This is a genomic window from Paenibacillus xylanexedens (genome assembly GCF_007680605.1).
GTDB lineage: Bacteria > Bacillota > Bacilli > Paenibacillales > Paenibacillaceae > Paenibacillus > Paenibacillus xylanexedens_B.
In genome coordinates, this window is the sequence record NZ_VEIO01000001.1 from 1,768,116 (window position 1) to 1,786,727 (window position 18,612).

Sequence of the window (18,612 nt, forward strand, 5' to 3'; positions counted from 1 at the left end):
GTGCAGATGATGGGAGGGCTGTAATCCTGTTGACTGATAAATACATTGGTATATAATAGATATTTAAAACAAAATAAGGATAGTGCATTCTTGGTATAAAATGTTGGTTGAACTTGGTATTAGAATTGGTGAACTGAAATAATTAGGTATGAATAAGAATGAAGTAGACAGAGTTATTCAATATTATGTTAATGAATATGAGAAGGGTACTAACTATTTTAACTTCTTATACAATTTATTTTCACGAATATCGAGTTAAGCCTTTGCCTTCCCTCTGTTTCCACTAAGTATTACAAAGATTCAATTAAATTGGATAAATCAAAATCCTCCTGAGTGGAGGTTTTTTTGATTGTGAAATTCAGATATCTATACTTATGTAAGGTTGGTTTTATCAACATATAAGAAGTTCTAGCCACCTTTCATCCAATCCATTTACATTACTACCAATAAGGCAGGAGACATATGATATAAGACCATCTGAAAAGTACGTTACGAATGATTATGAAGAGGAGAGCTGTGCAGAATGGAATTCAAATTTGGGAACGTTGCTATTGTTCTACCCCCTTTACAAATCACAATTATTGGGATCATCATTATACTCTTGTTAGTACGGTGGAGCAAACAATTAGAGACAAGACGTTTTACCGTATTCTTATACTTTTGGATCAGTACACTAGTTATACCAATCTATTCCTATGATTCATCAGAAGGTGACTTTCAGCTATCGCTTCCCATTGGATTTTTATTGATTATATTATATCTATCAAACCGAGAGAGGTACCACCCGTCAAAAATGAAGGCGAGTCTTCTAGGGCTTTCCATAGCAATATACCAGCTAATTCTTCAATATGTTGGATAGCTACAATTGACGGGGGAGGAGGGATTACGAGTAGTAATTCGATGACTAATATGAAATACCCTAATAAAAAACGACGTATGCCTAGCTCTATCAAGGAGCGAAGTCATACGTCATTAGTCGGTAGAATGTGCAAGCTTTCATAATTTATTTTAAAACGTATTTTGTGATTGTTTTATCCATGTGAATATAAAATGTGTTTGCATCGTGAAAACGAATATCAGCTTGGTGAAAAAGAGCATCATCGATTTCAAGTGTGTTTTTTTACTTTTAAGGTACGTGAATCGAAAATGTAGTAGATCGCCTTCTTCGGCTCTGGTTTAGTTGAATCATACCAAGCTTGTGATCGATCAGTGGTCCGAAGACAATACTCTGATCATTGAGTTGCTGTAGCAATCCTTGTGCAGGTAAATCATCAAACGTCTTGGTCGCAATCAATTGATTGTTAGCATTGTACAGACTAAGCTTATTTTATCTTGAATCAGATAGTTATTTTCTAAGGATATATAGAAAGAATCGTACATGTTATGCGCGTATGTTGTGATGTTTATGTATTAACATTAGATCACTGCAAGGAAATCATTACAGAAAGATGGAAGCGGTTTAGTAAGCGTGCCTTGAATGGTTCAGACACTTACATTTTTGTTGTTGCTTTATGCAAAATCCGATAACAATAGGAATGATCAAATATGGTGATACGAACGAAGATGTTACTAGCTATATCAAAGAGCTGAAAAAAATTATAGAGGGACTAAATCCCTTATTTATTTATGTTGAACAGAATGATCTTGAGCATTCCTTCAGAAAAGCGAGATATAAATGTGGATTAGCTAAACATTCAGCAGAAACAACAGCACTGCAAACTGTATCTCATTTATTACTTGCTGGTTTATAGAATATAAACTTGGAGATTTCTCATAGTTATTTTGAAGCACCCCAATATGTGTCCATTTAACCTGTTATAATGAAAATGAATTAGGCCTTTAGGTGGTGTACAAATGAATTACAAGAGTAATAAAGGATTTCGCTTATTAAATATTTACGAGCGTCTAAACAAGGGAGAAATGATCGATAAAGCTAACCTTGCTACAGACTTTGGAGTGACACAAAAGACAATACAGCGAGATATTGACGATTTACGAGCGTATTTGGCTGAGATGCACTATTCTGAAAGTGATGTATCTATCAGATATGATAGACGTAAAAATGTCTATTATTTAGTTCGTTTTGAGAGAGAATGGCTTGCAAATAGTGAAGTCATGGCGTTGTGTAAAATCTTACTTGAGAGCCGTGCATTCGCACGGGAAGAGCTAGATGCATTAATTGGAAAACTACTTAAACAAGTTGTACCAAACGACCGTAAACAAATTCAACAAGTAATTAGCAATGAGCAACACCATTATGTTCCTCTGAAGCACAACAAACCTTTGATAAAAACCATATGGAAACTATCATTGTTAATCAGTAAACGGAAGATTATAAAGTTTAACTATACCCGTCAAGATGGCAGTTCGAAAACTAGATTTGTCAAACCTTTGGCCATTATGTTTTCAGAATATTACTTTTATTTAATTGCTTATATGGAAGATGGCAATAATGAGTTTCCAAAAACATTTCGTGTAGACCGAATTTCAGGTTTAGCGGAAACAAAACGTCATTTTAATCTTCCTTACAGAGATAAATTTAATGAGGGAGAGTTTCGTAAGCGAGTACAATTTATGTATTCAGGTGAATTAATGAAAATTGTATTTAATTTCTCAGGTCCTTCATTAGAGGCCGTACTTGATAGACTCCCTACAGCAGAAATCATCTCAGAAAACAATGGTATTTACACCATTCAAGCTGAAGTTTACGGTACAGGAATCGATATGTGGCTCCGAAGCCAAGGCCAGTATATCCAAGTTTTAGAAGAGCAAAAGGGAGATGGAAATGGAAGATAAAACAGTTCGATTAATGTACAGTCTAACAGCTAATCCAATTTTGCAAGAAATGAAAATTCATAATCAGAAGCAGTATGGAGTTACTCAGGAGTATAACAGTGTAAATCGAAATAAATTATGGGATTCAGCATCTGCAAAAGGTAAATTTAAGCAATCTACTTTTAAGGATCGGAAAATCTACGATGACCCAATAAGCGGACAGCAATTGCATTTCTCACAAAAAGCAGCTCAACGTAGGTTTCGCATGAAAAATGAAGCAGGAGAGAATATTTCATCAGCTTGGGCGAGACATTCTGCTGAGGTTGATCATGTCGTTTCCTTAAAAGAAATACATAATCGTGTCAAATATAACCCATTCTTTAGCGATAAAGATATGAAGGAAATCGCAAATCAAAAGAGTAATTTCAGGGTCACTTCCAAGTCATTGAATACATCTAAAGGTAGTAAAAGTGATTTTGAATTGGCATTCGCGCCTGACAGTAAGAGTTCAACCCCAGGGAGAGTCAAGCTAATACAAGGTAAGGTCGTTGCGGAGGCCAAAGTCAATACGGATATTTTGTCTAGATCTATGAAAAATGCTGGAGCAGACTTTACAGAAGGAGCACTATTTTCACTGCAATCCTCTGCTGTCCCATTAGTAGTTGAAGGTGTGGGTAACTTGTACAAAGTTGCCTTAGGAGAGAAAAAGTTTGAAGATGCTGCCAAAGATATGGGGAATCTAACTCTATCTGTTGCAACTACAGGGGGCACAATACGAGTTGTTTCTACGGGAGTGACACATTTACTTGAAAATAATGGAAAAGAAGCAATTCGTAAACTAGCAAATTCAAATCAAGTGATGCAGGTAATTACTATCTCTCTAATGCTAAAAGATTCAATTTTCAAATATGTAAAGGGAGAAATAGATGGAAAACAATTTTTCGAGGAAGTCGGAGAGAAGGGAGTAGGAATGCTTGCAGGAACTATCGGAGCAATAGCAGGTCAAGCACTTATTCCAATTCCGGTTGTTGGTGCGGCTCTTGGATCATTGATCATTTCAACGGTATGCATGGATCTTTATCACTCATACCGTAATGTGGATGAATATAAACAGCTTGAGCAGACATCAGCTAAGATTGCATCTGAAGCTTTGCAGGAGATGGACAGACAACAAGCCGTATTAAAACAGCTAATTCAAGAAGAATATGCCGAGTGGAATGCACATTTTATTAAAGGATATAACATGATATTTAATGGATCTGTATCAGATTCACCAGAACAAATCAACGAAGGTTTAAGTACAATTCTCTCTGTTTTCTCAAAGAATGTCTCTTTTGAAAATCAAAAGGCATTTGATGATATGTTCTTTGATAACAATTCAGTATTCAAAATGTAGGCTAGGGGGCGTTTTTATGTTGTTAGAAAGTATTTTGCTCGGCGGGGCAGTCAGCAGTACCGTAGCGAGGATGATAAAGGCAGATAAGTTAAATGAAAAGGCTGAAAGTGTTAATGTCCGTTCGTTTGAACGAGTAGTGGAGGCAGAAGAAAAGGTCAAAATACAAAGTTCAAAAACGCAAGCCAGCATTCAAAAGCTTATCAATCGAAAACGGGGTATATATAAAACTTCAATTGTAAACTTTTTAGAGCTGTACAGAAATCTACAGAAAATTGAAATGGAGGAGGGAGCGGGATTAAAGGAATTGCGTTCTTCTTTTCTATCTCCAATTGCTGTTGAATCAATGAATAAGATGGTTGGAGTATCTAAAAGTGAACTATCTGATTCTCAAGTTTTTTCTACTTACATATTTTCAGGAATTGCCGGAGTGATAAAAAAAGAAGCAGAGATGAACTTGTCTGCAGCTAATGCCCGTAGCTCGCAATCATTCATGATTGAAAAACAAGCAGAGACAATTTGCATTGCTCTGGATGCTATATTCCAGCGTTCAGAACATATCTGTGATGTTCTACGGAATTTAAATGCATTATTTATCAGATCATTGCAACAATGTAGATCAATTATCCAACGTAACGATAACGAAAAAAATCAATATTCGCAAAAAGACAGGGAAGCTTTCATGATTTGTTTCAACTTTGCCAAAGGAATCAAAGATATATTGGATGTTCCTCTACTTGATGAGACTGGTGAAATTAACTTGAAATCACTTGAATTGATAGAAACAGGAGAGGCTTTTCTTAACAAAATGAAGAAAATAAATATTTGATATAAGGAGAAAATTGAATGCAACAGTTAATGAAAAGAATTGCCGTATCAGATAAATGTGTAGCTTGTGGATCATGTGTTGTAAATTCTGAATTTCTAACAGAAACCCCTGAGGGTTTTGCCATACCTGTTGATCCAGGATTAATTACCGAAGTGCAGTATCTTGATTTTAAAGAAGTAGAGGTAAGCTGTCCCGTTCAGGCCATATCTGTAGAAGATGAATATATCACAGGACATAGTGGGTCTGAGGCACTTGTAAAGCTCAAAGCTTTGATCTCCGAAAAACTGGATAACTTTTCAATTCCTTATCCCTCCCAATCAGATTATGATTTTGTTGAGAACAACTATGAAGCTCCTCCACTATTAACTAAAGACATGTCTGCCAAAGTGTATAACTCATACGATAAGGCAGATAGAGAAGGCTTTAATGCCTTTAAAGATACGATGTACTCCCAGCAAAAAGCACTTATTCAGGCAGTTTGTATTAATTACAAGACTAAACAACTCAAGAAGTTTTCCTATTATAATAAAACTGAAGGAAATTACTTTTATGATATCAATCGAGAAATAGCTAAAACGCTAGGAGAAGTAGTTGTATTAGGGCAAGCGATCTCTAACAATCAGCTAAATCTCCCTGCCGATTTTAGTGAGTTTGACGTTGGTCCTGATTTTGGCTTTGAAGGAGAATCTTATTGTTATCGGTTGAGGCATTTGGAGCGATACGATTGGAATACCGGAATGAAAGAGGCTGAATTTTTCAAAACTTACATCAACGTTGAAGATTACGGAGATGGCTACAAATATTCACTAGTCGAGGCCGAAAAGACATTCCGTGAATACATTGTATTTGGGCTCTCTATGCAAATGTATAAAGAGTTAGATCCGAAAATTGAAACATTGTATAAGAAATATTCAGAAGTATTCCAGGAGACATTAAATAAAAAGTTAAGCCTTTTAAAATCCGAACTGAAAAAACACATTAATTTAGAAAGTTCACCAAATGTCAATCAAGATGCAATTATTCAACAAATTAAATCTCTCGTGAATGAAACTAAGTCAATCCCATTAAAAAAGGAATCTGTCTTTCGCTCAATTGATACAGATTATGACAGCTCTTTTCGTTTTTCATCTCACAGTAAAGCGAGTGAGGCAGCACAAAATCGTGTTTGGCGGCTGTATAAAGAATGCTCAAATTATTTAGAAATTGGAAATGCAGATAGAATTAGTTTTGACTTAGCAAATAAGTATCAGACTCAACTGGAAAGTACGGTCAATACATTTAAGAAGAAGCTACAAGCGATTTATGATAAACATGGTATGGCTTATCCTAATTTCACATTGGAGCTTGATTGCGGAGCGTATATCATACTTGTAGATCTGTCAGATTATAATCAAGTAACTTCTCACATAAATGGGGGTATTCGCGAATTCATAGATGAAAATGTAATAGGCTGGGGCAGAGGGATAGATAAGGAAAACTACTTCTCTTATAGTGATCTAAGCTATGATGTAATAGAATCTATTACATGGAAGCAAGGCTTATTTGGAGAGAAAGAAGTTCCTGTCTTCTGCTATCATTACTTCAGTGGAGAATTTCTAAGTGGTTTTTATAGAGCTATTGAAGCTTGTTGTGATTATGTATTTGAGAGTGGTTATATGAGAACCTTGGTATTCAAGGTCTACGAATCTTTGCAACAAGAAGTGAAACAAAAAATTATACCTACATTAAAAAAATGATAATTTCTTTAGTGATGATCTACAAAGTAGATAACTTGAATTTTTTAATGTACATAGTTTGATGTGGGAGGGGAAGTATGGAGAAAGATAATGAATTGCTTTTACGTAAAGCTTATGAAAAACTGAAGATTGAATTATCTCAACCTGAAAACCAATATATTGAGCGCTCTGCTGTGCAGTTATTGGATGAGTTAAGCCAAGAAGTTCTTAACTGGAATATTAATGATACAATCTCCATATTCGATAAGTATTGGACAGCCACAAGAGCCAATGATATTTCAAAAGAGGGCACAGCTAAAATTTTCCGTTCAGAATTCAATAATATATTTCTTAAAGATCAAGATGTGCAGAATAAGATTCAAAGTTTAATTTTACTTCGCTTGCAAGAACCGCTTGACTACCGTCTTATTAGTAAAATTGCAAATGTTAAATTAATTGAGCAACTAAATAGAATCCCGTTTGAAAATGGTAGACCACTTTTCTACGTACATCGTTTAGAGATTATGATTTTTCCGCAGCTGTTTACTACTATAGCTGATAGAAATAAATTGGATAAAACAGCAAAACTACTTCGTATTAAAAGTGATAAAGTCGCTTTTGAACGTGTACAGTATCAAATCCGTGAAAAGGTAAACGACTTTATTCACAATGAGAGACTAAGTCAAGAAAGCGAATTTATAAAAAGTGCAATTGCCTGGTGGTTACTTGAAGTAGGAAATAATTAATTAAGTAACATGTATAATGTACGTGTATTATAAAAGTTATAAACGATGAACAAGAACATCTTCCTATTGAAGTCGCTATTATAAGCGGCTTTTTTATTTCGTCGTTACAAGTTCTTATCCTACGCCAAGGACAAAAAGCGTATTTAGGTAAGGATTTTTTGGGAGAAATACGCATTATAGATTAACAAACTGTGTTTTTGAAGGTAAACAAAGGCTGCTAAGCATTACAAAATTGAAATTTAGTAATAAAACTAGCCGCTGAGGGACACGAACCTGTTTCAATTCCTGATTAGCGACAATTCATAAATACTAAAAGTCTTTATATACGCGATATATTCTAAACGGAATGGTTTCCATCGACCTTATTACTTCCTGATTCTGTTAAACTCCATTTTTCTATCATTTCTCCAATACATGGCATAAAAACATTTAAAATGGCCCCACTGAAGCAGACAGCCAGTGCAGTTCCTATACCTATGGGTCCATTAAAAATGAATGCCATGAACAGGATTACAACATTAATCAGAGTTCTCGCAAAAAATATATTCGTTCGAGTTATTTTTTGTAGTAAGAGTGTTAATCGATCGATCGGAATCGGTGCAAAATTGGTCTGTAGATACATGGCCGTTCCTATTCCTGCAACAACCAAACCAGAGCCGAAACACAAAAATTTCAAAAACATTAGATCAGGTGCCACCCAAGTCCGTAACAATAACAGCCAGAAATCAATACAAATGCCTGTTATAAGTGCAGTTACTAAACCCAAATATTCAGGTTTTTGTTTTTGTAGCAACGAATTAAAAAATATCATAACTAGGGCAATGATAATCTCCCAGCTGCCAACAGTTAAACCTACGTTTAGGGACAATCCGACCAGAAGAGCATCGAATGGAGAGCTTCCAAGCTTTGATTGTATGGTCAATGTAATGCCAAGAGTTAAAATTAAGATACCTATTGCATAAATTAAATATTGATTTACACGTGATAACGGCATCATTTCGATAATAAATCTTTCACCATTAGATAATGCGGTATTCCATCTTCCATAAATACATCGGAGGTCGTCTGGTATCCTAGCTTGTGATAAAATCCCTCTGCATGTGTCTGTCCGTGTAATTTAACTTTGGAAATTCCTTTATTTTCTGCAATTTCTTCAAGTGATGTAACGATTAATTTACCCAGACCATATTGGCGATAAGGTTTCAAGATACATATTCGATCGAGTTTACCTACGCCATCTCGAAGAATAATTCTGCCTGTTCCGGCGGGTAGTTCATTAAAATAAACCAGGATGTGCTCACATTGTCCATCTAAATTATCATGATCATCAAACTCATCTTCAAGGGGTACATTTTGTTCTTTTACAAACACTTCTTCTCTTATTTGAAAAGCGATGTTGAGCCCCTCAATGGAGTCTATTTTTTTTGATTTCATTTCTTATAATCCTTTCAGAAATTCATTTTGTAATTAAAAACAAATTAAACGTTCTTTTTAATAATTATAGATGATAATAATTTTGTTGTAAATACAACAAAAAAAACGAGTTAAAAGGACTACGATTAATCCATAAGCAATCAAAGAAAAAGGAATGTTTGATCAAGTGGGAGTCGGCCGGAAATGCAGTTTGCTTAATGAGGCGTTAACTTGCGTCAGCTAGTGCTATTGTAAAATACTTAACCCGTTGAAAAGAGATGAAATATTTATTTGCTTCGATACATATTGTGTCTTATAATTTTCATAGAGATACATATTGTATCTATAAAAACTTGTATTGCGCAAGTAATGTAAGGGTGCTCACATCTTGGTTCCAGTTTTTTGTAGAAAGGAGGAGACGACCGATGGAAACGAAAAAAGCGCCTTGGCAGGCACCGAAATTAGAGGTTCTGGATGTGCGGCAGCAAACGATGGCTGGTCGTGGATACAAGCAAATTGATTGGATCTCCGAACATGATGCAGACCTATATAATCCAGCGTCCTCAAGTTGAAAATCGTTTCTTGCTCAAAAGGTCGCCTGTGGGCGGCTTTTTCGATTTTCCACTTAATTGATATACATAAGCGATATCAACAAAATCATGTTGATGCATCATCGTAAACGGCTCTTCTTTGGATTATTTGTTGGGTTGGAACAGGTTCTACGCCATTTATAGCGTTGTGAGAGGAGAGTGGGTCATTTTGAATACATCTAAACAAGTGATGCCTCAGCATTCCAATGATCGTTTTAGTAAACTTGGAATTTATAGCGTCCAAAGTGTCTTTATTATTCTGTTCTTGCTGTTAACCCCTGTCTACTATTTGAACAAATGGGATTTTAAACGTCATAAAAAGCGGAAACCTTTCTACACCAGTAAATTGGTTCGATTGCAGGAGCGTTATCCGATTTTTTACGAATTGGCCATGTACGTTCAAAATTTTCCTATTCCTCGTAATGTCTACAAGGTTTTACCCCCTTTAAAGGGCGATGTTCTTCAGGTAGGCTGCGGTACAGGTTTATTGAACAAGTATCTTCGCAAGCAGAAGGATGTTCGTTTCCTCAACATGGATCCGAATTTAAATGCGCTAAAACTTGGAAAGAAGTGGGGAAGGTTTGATTCTTATATTCATGCTTTCATTGATAAGCCGACTCCTTTACCTGATCATAGCTGCGATATGATTTTGTTTGCACGAAGCTTTCATCACATTCGTTATCACAAAAAAGCCTTCGTAGAGAGCTGCAGACTGTTACGTGACGGTGGATCTATCATTATCGCGGACCCGGTTATTCTCAAGTCTCTTGCAGGTTCTGTAACGGACGGCGGTTATATGGCGAACTCTTCGATTGATGGTGTAATTTGGAGATTTACCAAAGAAACATTAATTACTCACATCGAGCGCTGTCTTCCTCCTGAATTAAAGATTGAATCCGTAACCGAAACGAGACAAGTGCATGTAACGAATTATAATTTATTTGTTCCTCAGACAGATATCGTAGTGGTCCTGCGAAAAAGAGAGGCTGTATACAATGACAACTAAATTTATTTATGGTGTTTGAGATCTGTAGCATTATTCCATGTTTATCCTTTGCTCAGCAAGAAACATGTCTTGCGGATAATATAGCTAAAGGCACCTCTCCACAGAGGTGCCTTTTTTTGTTTCTGATAACGCTCTACCACTTAATAATGATTTTGAAATATAACAACTAGTGTAACGAAGCAAACTATGGTATTGGGCATGAAAAAACTTCAACAGCACAAATCGATAAATTAATATTGCTCGTTAATCAAAAAGGCCGCTGATCCATCTGTTTCTAATCACTTCAGGCTCATTGTAGTGACTATTCTCAAGTTTTGGTTTTAACCTCCAAAAACCTTTTTCCCACTGTGAACAATCGTGTTCAATATATTGAAGTCCGCTAATTACAGAATCAATATCAGAAGGGGAGAGATCGATGAGTTCTTTTTTATGGAATAGGGCTGTAAAGCCATGTTCAATAGAAATTCTGCAGTTTTTGTTAAAATTAAGGGAATAGTATGAATGCCCATCTTTAGCATGGTCATGTAGAATCTGAAGTATAGGAAAACCTACATATGAATGGATATCCTCTATCTCTTTAGGATAAATCGTTTCAAACGAGTGATCTTGTTCATCATATATCTCATAGGCAATCCCGTATGATTGCCATTCCAACAAACTTTCTAAGAAGATCGTATATATCTCGTGAAAATGCTTTTTAACATAATGAATTGTATTTAAATCTTCCGTGGTTAGTGCATGAGTAGTATCGATAAACGTAGTAAGCAAATAAATTTCCGTATTAAATAAATCTACCGAAGCTTTAACCTCCAATGACCCATCCCAACTTTGATATTTTTCGATGTATCGCAATTGATCTACTGCTCTGTTCATTGTTCACCTCATAATTAATCTTTATTGAATGGCAGCTATTCAAATTAAAAATGCAACGTGAAATAAATGTGTTAAAAGGTTGATATGCTTGGAGATAAAATACTTGATATGCGACATATAACACTAAAAAGTAGAAATGTACCGTGCTTAGCAAAGCAAACCTTTGTTTAAAAGTGATATGTTCTCTCCATCACTAATTAATATAACAGAAAATTATTAGGCATAATAGAATAACAACGAAAGTGTAGGGAAGAAGACATAGCACTTGTCGGGAACAAGAACTTGTACTGATTTTGATAGGCCTTGCACAAAGAGGAATTGGACAGTTACAACTCCTACAGCCATTTTGGGGCTTGTTACTTTCAGCTCTTATTCTACATGAACAGTTGGATGGCTCACCTTTTTTTGTAAACACTTGTGTCGTAACAGGCAGGACAGGATAACCATGTTATCGAACATTAGATAATAAGGGGATTTTATAAAGGTCAATTGACTAGGAGTGAGGGTATGAAATTATTACTGACATCTGCAGGCGTTAATAATCAAAGTATACACAATGCGTTAGTTGGCATGCTGGACAAGCCGATTGCTGACTCCAATGCCCTGTGCATTCCCACGGCAATGTACGGACATCCCTGGGTTGGCCCTGGCGTCAAAACCTGGGAGTTTATCAGCGGGAAATCCGAGAATCCCATGGTTGACCTGGGCTGGAAGTCTGTAGGCGTGCTGGAGCTCACCGCACTGCCAAGCATCAGCAGAGAACACTGGGAGCCCCTGGTCCGGGAAACAGACGTCTTGCTGGTATCGGGTGGCGATGCTCTCTTCCTATACCATTGGATGCGACAATCCGGACTGGCAGAACTCTTGCCTTCACTGAAGGCCGTTTATGTGGGAATGAGCGCCGGCAGTATGGTGATGGCACCTAAGATCGGGGAATACTTTGTGGGGTGGACTTCACCTACCGGTGGCGATGAAACGTTGGGACTGGTTGATTTTGCAATTTTTCCGCACCTTGATCATGTCATGCTGCCACATAACACGATGGCTGCAGCTGAGAGCTGGGTCGCAGAGATTCAAGGGCCGGCATATGCAATCGATGATCAGACCGCCATCAAGGTGATCGATGGAGTAGTAGAAGTGGTTTCCGAAGGGAATTGGAGGTATTTTGCGCTCTAAGATTCCTCACTGGTGAAGAAACGGGATACAATAATCCAATATGACCAAGAAAAGCAGCCGATCTACGTGATCGGCTGCTTTTCTTCTGCTAACGGGCATTTGAGTTGAGGTCGACCCTTTTTGAAAGCTTGACAAGATCAAAACATTTATATATAACTAATTTAGTTATAACCATTATGGTTATATTTAAAGAATGAAAATTGGAGGTTAACATGAAAATCATCAATCATTTTATACCTGTTTTTACCGATCACCTGGAACTAACTGTTACATATTATGAATCTCTTGCTAACCGATCTATGGATCGCACGTGGAATATTCCCGAGGCTGGCTTATCTTTAGCCACTGTATATCCTTACGTCATTGTATCTGGAAGTCCAGAGGCCTTGGAGCCTGCTAGATCGCTCCGTGCAGTGGTGTATGTTGATTCCATGAACGAATTAAAGGCAGAATTAAAAAAACAAAATACCCTTATCGTAAGAGATCAGCATGGTCCTATTGGTCCAAGCGTTTTTGTTCAACATCCGGATGGTAGTTTTATTGAATATGTTGAGCCTGCCCAGGCTTCTGTCTGAATTGGTGCAAAATCAAAAAATGTAAAATAAGCTACTCCGATAGAGGAGTAGCTTATTTTACATTGGCCTTCATACGTAGTTGTTCTACAATCTGAGCTAGAGTAACAGAAGCTAGTTCATGCTCCATAGCCTTCTGTGCATTAGAGAGTTGGGGCAATAGAATGGATTCAATGTTCGTTCCTACCGTACAATTGGGGTCAGTATCCTTGTGAATTTTGAAAAGCTGACTTCCATCCACAGATTCGACTGCTTGGAAGATATCCAGTAGGGTTAATCTTTCAGGAGATATCAGAAGAGAGGCTCCCGCAACTCCTGGTTTTGTTTCAATATAACCTGCTTTTTTGAGCTGGGCCATAATCCTTCTAATGACTACAGGGTTGCTATTGATGCTACGGGCAATTCGATCGCCTGTACTATATAGGGGATCCAGCGAGATCATGGAAAGAATATGGACTGCCATTGAAAAGCGACTACTTATTTGTTTCAATCTGCTCACCTTCTTTGCTAAATAGTATAGTTTCATTTAAAGAACAGGTCAATCGACGGTATGGTTTTGAGCCAGAAAGGTTGCATCATATTGCGGATGAAATTATGTCAGTGGTAAAATCTGTCTAAGAGCAATCCAGCATCTAGAAAAAGGCTATATTGTAATTTCAGCAGGGGAAACGATCAACCTTATTTTGGAGTAAATAAAAGAAGCCCGTTCTTTCAGAGCTCTTGAAAAATATATAAGAGGAGGCCACTCATTTGAAGGCACTTGTATTTCATAAATTCGGAGGACCGGAAGTACTAGAATATCTTGAAATTTCGGATCCAGTTATCGGGCCTGACGAAATATTAGTAAGTATGAAAGCCATCGGATTGAATTTTGCAGATATCTATAGAAGGAAAGGGAACTATCATCTTACCGGGAACTCCCCGTTTATTTTAGGTTATGAAGGGGCAGGAGTCGTTGAAAAAACGGGAGCTAATGTCCAGGGAATCAGCGTTGGCGACCCTGTTGCATTTGCAGATGTCCCCCATGCTAACGCAGAAAAAGTAGCTGTTCCTATAGAAAAGGCAATTCCTATTCCAGAGACCGTTTCATTTGACAAAGCGGCTTCTGTTTTACTGCAAGGGTTGACTGCCCACTATTTAACAAAAGATAGTTATGCGGTTAAGGAGAATGATGTAATTCTAGTTCATGCCGCAGCAGGGGGCGTTGGACAGTTGCTTGTTCAAATAGCAAAGCTCTTCGGTGGGAGGGTCATTGGTTTAACCTCCTCGATGGAGAAGGCACTGGCAGTTAAAAACTCTGGAGGGAATCCGGTTTTTTTGTACTCGGATGATTGGAAAAGAAAAGTCATGGAGGAGACAAACGGAAAAGGTGTGGATGTTGTCTATGACTCAGTAGGATCCACGCTCGAAGATAGTTTTGCAGTCACTCGTATTGGGGGGACGGTTGTATTTTATGGAATGGCAGGGGGAGACCCTGCTCCAGTTGATCCACGGATGTTGATGGATACGTCAAAAACGTTGACTGGTGGCGATCTTTGGAATTTCCTTACTTCCCGCGAGGAACGGGCAACCCGTTCAGCCGAGTTGTTCCGCTGGATCGAAGAGGGGAAAATAACGGTATCCGAGCCTACGGTATTTGCACTACGAGATGGAAGAAAAGCGCATGAATTTCTGGAAAGCCGCAAAAGCACGGGGAAAATCTTATTAAGACCATAAAATCTTATGAATCTAACCAAAACTCAAGCTAGCTATTCTTGCTGTATACAATGACAACTAAATCTATTTATGGTGTTTGAATTCTATAGCATTATTCCATGTTTATCCGTTGCTCAGCCAGAAACATGTCTTGCGGATAATATAGCTAAAGGTACCTCTCCACAGAGGTGCCTTTTTTTGTTTATGATAACGTTCAATCTCCCCATAAACTTTATGATTTTATAATCAATTGGTCATATAAAGCCTAGTTCCTATATATTATAATACGGCACGTTAAGCGCTTACAACACGGACTTTTAGAATTGTTTGAAAGGTTAGAATTATGTTAAGGATGGTGGTCCCAAGATGGATTGTAACTGCTTAAATTAACAGAACTAACTAGTCAGCCGACTTTTCAAATGCATAACAAAAAAGAGAGGATGACGAACAAATGAAAAAACGCAGTGCTTTAATCTCCATCGTTACACTCCTTATTATGTCACTTGTTTTTACTGCATGTGGTAATTCTTCTGGTTCAAAAACGGAAACAAAGCAATTAGGGGCTAATGCCGGTGAGAATGCAACAGAATTATCATTTTGGACATTCGTAGATTTGCACGGCAAGCATTTGGATAAAATGCTGGGGTTATGGAACGAGCAGAACCCAGACAAACAGATTAAGTTAAATGTAACGGTTATGCCTTACGATGATATGCATAACAAGCTCTTACTGGCAGTTACAAGCGGAAAAGGTGCTCCTGATATCGCGGATATCGAGCTAGGTAAATTCCCTAAATTTTTGGAAGGTGACAACGTTCCCCTGGAATCTTTGAATGATGTATTTACACCGTACAAAGACACTGTTGTTCCTTCACGTGTCGAGATTTACTCCAAAGCCGATCAGGTTTATGGCTTTGATTATCACGTAGGCGCTACGCTTGCTTTCTACAACACTGAAATTCTCGAACAAGCAGGGGTTGACTACAAGACCATCAAAACGTGGGAAGATTACAAACAAGCAGGTATCCAGGTTTACGAAAAGACTGGCAAGTACTTAGGTACTGCTGATACGTCAGCTTCGTTCCAAGCATCGCTGCTACTAGCTCAGCAAAATGCTGATTTTACAGATGAAAATGGTAATCCAAAAGTGAATTCGCCTGAAATGATTAAAGCGTTTGAAATGTTAGTCGATCTGCAGAAGAACAATGTTATTCATACGATCCCTGGCGGACAACCCGACACAGAAGAAGCAAAAGGCGAATATAACAAAGGCAACTACGCAAGTGCATTAATGCCTGAGTGGTACATGTCCCGCTTTGTAAACGAAATGAAAGACCTTAAAGGGAAGTATGCAATAGCTCCATTGCCTGTATTCGAAGAAGGTAACCCTCGTTCCGTTGGCTTAGGCGGTACTGGCACGGTTGTTACTAAGAATGGTACAGACGTTCAGTTGGCAAAAGAATTTGTAGCCTTTGCTAAGCTTTCGAAAGAAGCTACGACTGAAATCTGGAATACACTTGGATTTGACCCAATCAACATGGAAGTATGGAAAGATGATGCAGTTACGAAAAACCCTGAAAATGAATACGTCCAATACTTTAAAACAAATGCATTTGATACTTTGAATGAAATCAAGGACGAAATTCAAGCGATCAAGTCCGTTAAAGCTTCACCAACCATCGGCAACATATTCAATACGATTACTTTGAACGCGATCTTTGAAGATGGCCAAGACGTGAAGGAAGCGTTGGATGAAGCACAAGCAGCCATTGAACAAGAATTGAAATAAATATAATAAGTGAATAGTTTGATTAAACCTGTCGCTTAGGTATAGTGGTCGGCAGGTTTAACCATAGTCAAGGGAGATTGAGAATATGATAAAGAGATTTGTATACTCTCAGAAAGTTGCACCTTATGTTTTTGTATTACCATTTATACTTATATTTTTAATGTTCTGGTTTTTCCCGCTTATAAATTCATTCGTAATGAGCTTTCAAGATAGGATGTTGGGACAGGATCCTAAATGGATTGGTGAAGCGAATTATTCGAAATTGCTTACAGATAAAGTGTTTTTGATCTCTATTAAAAATAGCGTTGTGTACATGTTAGGAACCTTAGTGCTGTTAATTCCCTTTCCCATGTTATTCGCCGTTATGATCAACAGTAAGTTAATGAGGGGAAGAGAGTTTTTTAAATCTTCGTTCTTTCTCCCTGCATTGACATCTGTCGCAGTTGCGGGGACCATTTTCCGCCTGACATTCGGTGAAATGGAAGGTTCATTAATGAACAGTTTCCTGGGTCTATTTGGTGTAGAGCCTATTAAATTTTTGAAAGACGGAAGTTGGAGTATGGCAGCACTGTTAATCCTCGCATGTTGGAGATGGACGGGCGTTAATATGCTTTACTATCTATCGGGTTTGAAAAGCATTGACAATGAATACTATGAGGCTGCTTCAATTGACGGTGCATCTGCTTGGCAGAAGTTTAGAATGATCACAATGCCATTATTGAAGCCGACCACGGTATATGTTACCACAATTAGTGTTTATGCAGGTTTAGCCATGTTTACCGAGAGTCTGATGATGTTCAACGGTAACAAATCACCCCAGAATATTGGTTTAACCATTGTTGGATACTTGTATAGACAAGGGATTGAGCAGAATAAGCTGGGTTACGCAGCTGCAGTTGGTATCATTCTGTTGGTCATTGCTATGGTTATCAATTTAACGCAGTTGAAATTTAGTGGAATGTTCAAGAAGGAGGAGGATTAGAGTGGGCAAAAGTCAGACGAGAAGTGATTTCATCTCTAGAATAGTAATGATTTGTTTCTTCGTTATACTATTCGTTATCATTATGATTCCATTCTATGCAGTGGCCCTATCTTCCTTTAAGCCAGGTGAATCATTAATTAGATATGGTCTTAACCTAAGTTTGGATTTTGAAATCATGAGTTTTGATAATTTCATCTATCTTTTTACTGGAGAACATGATTATTTTGTTTGGTTTTGGAATAGTATGATTTTAACCATCGTTCAAGTGGTTTTAACACTTTTTGTAAGCGCATTTGTTGCATATGGTTTTGCAGCTTATCATTTTAAAGGTAAGAACTTCCTCTTTATATGTGTTTTGCTCATTATGATGGTGCCTTTCGAAATACTGCTGGTTCCTTTGTACAGTCTAATTAATGATTTGGGAATGGTGAATAGCTATTCGGCAATCATTCTGCCCGGTATAGCCAATGCCGCAACCATATTTTTCTTCAGGCAATATCTACGAAGCATACCCAAAGAGATAATTCAATCTGGGCGGGTTGATGGAGCAAACGAGTATGCGATTTATTTCAGACTAATTATGCCGATTATGAAGCCATCCTTTGCTGCAATGGCCATTTTGAATGGTATGAATAGCTGGAATAATCTATTGTGGCCATTCATGGTGCTCGGAGATCAGAGTAAATATACACTTCCAATCGGTTTGAAAACGTTGTTAACCCCTTATGGCAATAACTATGACCTATTGATCGTAGGCTCCTTTTTCTCCATCGTTCCCATTTTCATACTGTTCATTGCTTTTCAGAAATATTTCATAGACGGTATGACTGCAGGCGCTGTCAAAGGATAGTATATATTAACAGGTAATACGATGGGAATCCAACAACGAACATCACAAGACAGAAACGAATGAAGGGTTGTTCAACCATCGGACATGCTAGAGAATGAAAATGTCAATCCGCTCCAAGAAGAACATCGAAGGCACCCTAATTGGGTACAGTGTGCCTTCGATGTCGCTCTAAAGATAATACTCCGAACCGTATCATGAGGGCGGGATA

The 18,612-nt window shown here is 37.6% G+C and carries 18 protein-coding genes and 1 pseudogene; 15 read left to right on the forward strand and 4 right to left on the reverse strand.

Features of this window, described 5'->3' with window-relative positions; translation table 11 throughout:
* Positions 1-1,535 precede the first annotated feature (1,535 nt).
* From FS818_RS07805 to FS818_RS07830, 6 genes are all read left to right on the forward strand, one after another.
* Positions 1,536-1,751, forward strand: coding sequence for a hypothetical protein (locus tag FS818_RS07805; protein ID WP_145414273.1), 216 nt, complete (start codon positions 1,536-1,538; stop codon positions 1,749-1,751).
* Positions 1,752-1,854: 103 nt separating this feature from the next.
* A complete protein-coding gene (locus tag FS818_RS07810) occupies positions 1,855-2,796 on the forward strand; it encodes a helix-turn-helix transcriptional regulator (RefSeq protein WP_145331122.1) in 942 nt (313 codons plus the stop codon).
* The gene (locus FS818_RS07815) at positions 2,786-4,171 is read left to right on the forward strand and encodes a hypothetical protein (RefSeq protein ID WP_145331124.1); all 1,386 of its coding nucleotides are present in this window, start codon (positions 2,786-2,788) and stop codon (positions 4,169-4,171) included. Before FS818_RS07810 ends, FS818_RS07815 begins: the two co-directional genes overlap by 11 nt.
* Before the next feature lie 16 nt (positions 4,172-4,187).
* Positions 4,188-4,997 carry a hypothetical protein gene (locus FS818_RS07820; RefSeq protein ID WP_090916359.1) on the forward strand — a complete coding sequence of 270 codons (810 nt, stop codon included), beginning with the start codon at positions 4,188-4,190 and terminating at the stop codon, positions 4,995-4,997.
* Between the two features lie 17 nt (positions 4,998-5,014).
* Positions 5,015-6,733: a ferredoxin gene (locus tag FS818_RS07825; RefSeq protein WP_090916361.1), complete on the forward strand. Its 1,719-nt coding sequence runs from the start codon at positions 5,015-5,017 to the stop codon at positions 6,731-6,733.
* Positions 6,734-6,810: 77 nt separating this feature from the next.
* Positions 6,811-7,458 carry a hypothetical protein gene (locus FS818_RS07830; protein WP_145331126.1) on the forward strand — a complete coding sequence of 216 codons (648 nt, stop codon included), beginning with the start codon at positions 6,811-6,813 and terminating at the stop codon, positions 7,456-7,458.
* Positions 7,459-7,795: 337 nt separating this feature from the next.
* Here FS818_RS07830 and FS818_RS07835 read toward each other — a convergent pair whose 3' ends face one another.
* Together FS818_RS07835 and FS818_RS07840 are read right to left on the reverse strand one after the other, a co-directional pair.
* Entirely contained in the window at positions 7,796-8,455 is a 660-nt protein-coding gene (locus FS818_RS07835; RefSeq protein ID WP_260989806.1) for a YczE/YyaS/YitT family protein, read from the reverse strand.
* A complete protein-coding gene (locus tag FS818_RS07840; RefSeq protein WP_145331130.1) occupies positions 8,452-8,892 on the reverse strand; it encodes a GNAT family N-acetyltransferase in 441 nt (146 codons plus the stop codon). The genes FS818_RS07835 and FS818_RS07840 overlap by 4 nt, the downstream gene beginning before the upstream one ends.
* Positions 8,893-9,296: 404 nt before the next feature.
* On the opposite strand from FS818_RS07840, the gene FS818_RS07845 reads away from it, so the two are divergent.
* On the forward strand, positions 9,297-9,443 hold the full coding sequence (locus tag FS818_RS07845) for a paeninodin family lasso peptide (RefSeq protein ID WP_145331132.1): 147 nt from the start codon (positions 9,297-9,299) through the stop codon (positions 9,441-9,443).
* 187 nt (positions 9,444-9,630) lie between these two features.
* Positions 9,631-10,467: a class I SAM-dependent methyltransferase gene (locus FS818_RS07850; protein WP_145331134.1), complete on the forward strand. Its 837-nt coding sequence runs from the start codon at positions 9,631-9,633 to the stop codon at positions 10,465-10,467.
* Positions 10,468-10,710: 243 nt separating this feature from the next.
* Here FS818_RS07850 and FS818_RS07855 read toward each other — a convergent pair whose 3' ends face one another.
* Complete coding sequence (locus tag FS818_RS07855; RefSeq protein ID WP_145331136.1) at positions 10,711-11,340, reverse strand: DUF6985 domain-containing protein; 630 nt, start codon at positions 11,338-11,340, stop codon at positions 10,711-10,713.
* 299 nt (positions 11,341-11,639) lie between these two features.
* Here FS818_RS07855 and FS818_RS29555 point away from each other — a divergent pair.
* From FS818_RS29555 to FS818_RS07870, 3 genes and pseudogenes are all read left to right on the forward strand, one after another.
* Positions 11,640-11,783, forward strand: a pseudogene (locus tag FS818_RS29555) (hypothetical protein); the annotation flags it as partial.
* A gap of 64 nt (positions 11,784-11,847) precedes the next feature.
* Positions 11,848-12,516 (forward strand): Type 1 glutamine amidotransferase-like domain-containing protein, encoded by a 669-nt coding sequence (locus tag FS818_RS07865; protein ID WP_145332803.1) that lies wholly within the window; start codon positions 11,848-11,850, stop codon positions 12,514-12,516.
* Between the two features lie 212 nt (positions 12,517-12,728).
* Entirely contained in the window at positions 12,729-13,091 is a 363-nt protein-coding gene (locus tag FS818_RS07870; RefSeq protein WP_145331138.1) for a VOC family protein, read from the forward strand.
* Positions 13,092-13,143: 52 nt separating this feature from the next.
* Here the strand turns inward: FS818_RS07870 and FS818_RS07875 are convergent, their stop codons facing one another.
* Positions 13,144-13,587, reverse strand: coding sequence for an Rrf2 family transcriptional regulator (locus tag FS818_RS07875; RefSeq protein WP_313960473.1), 444 nt, complete (start codon positions 13,585-13,587; stop codon positions 13,144-13,146).
* 251 nt (positions 13,588-13,838) lie between these two features.
* Here FS818_RS07875 and FS818_RS07880 point away from each other — a divergent pair, with 251 nt between their 5' ends.
* The 4 genes from FS818_RS07880 to FS818_RS07895 all read left to right on the forward strand — a co-directional run bounded on the left by FS818_RS07880 (position 13,839) and on the right by FS818_RS07895 (position 18,404).
* Positions 13,839-14,804, forward strand: coding sequence for a quinone oxidoreductase family protein (locus FS818_RS07880; protein WP_145331142.1), 966 nt, complete (start codon positions 13,839-13,841; stop codon positions 14,802-14,804).
* Between the two features lie 430 nt (positions 14,805-15,234).
* Positions 15,235-16,572: an ABC transporter substrate-binding protein gene (locus tag FS818_RS07885; protein WP_145331144.1), complete on the forward strand. Its 1,338-nt coding sequence runs from the start codon at positions 15,235-15,237 to the stop codon at positions 16,570-16,572.
* 85 nt (positions 16,573-16,657) lie between these two features.
* Positions 16,658-17,554 carry a carbohydrate ABC transporter permease gene (locus FS818_RS07890; protein ID WP_145331146.1) on the forward strand — a complete coding sequence of 299 codons (897 nt, stop codon included), beginning with the start codon at positions 16,658-16,660 and terminating at the stop codon, positions 17,552-17,554.
* 46 nt (positions 17,555-17,600) lie between these two features.
* A complete protein-coding gene (locus FS818_RS07895; RefSeq protein WP_111270949.1) occupies positions 17,601-18,404 on the forward strand; it encodes a carbohydrate ABC transporter permease in 804 nt (267 codons plus the stop codon).
* Positions 18,405-18,612: the final 208 nt, after the last annotated feature.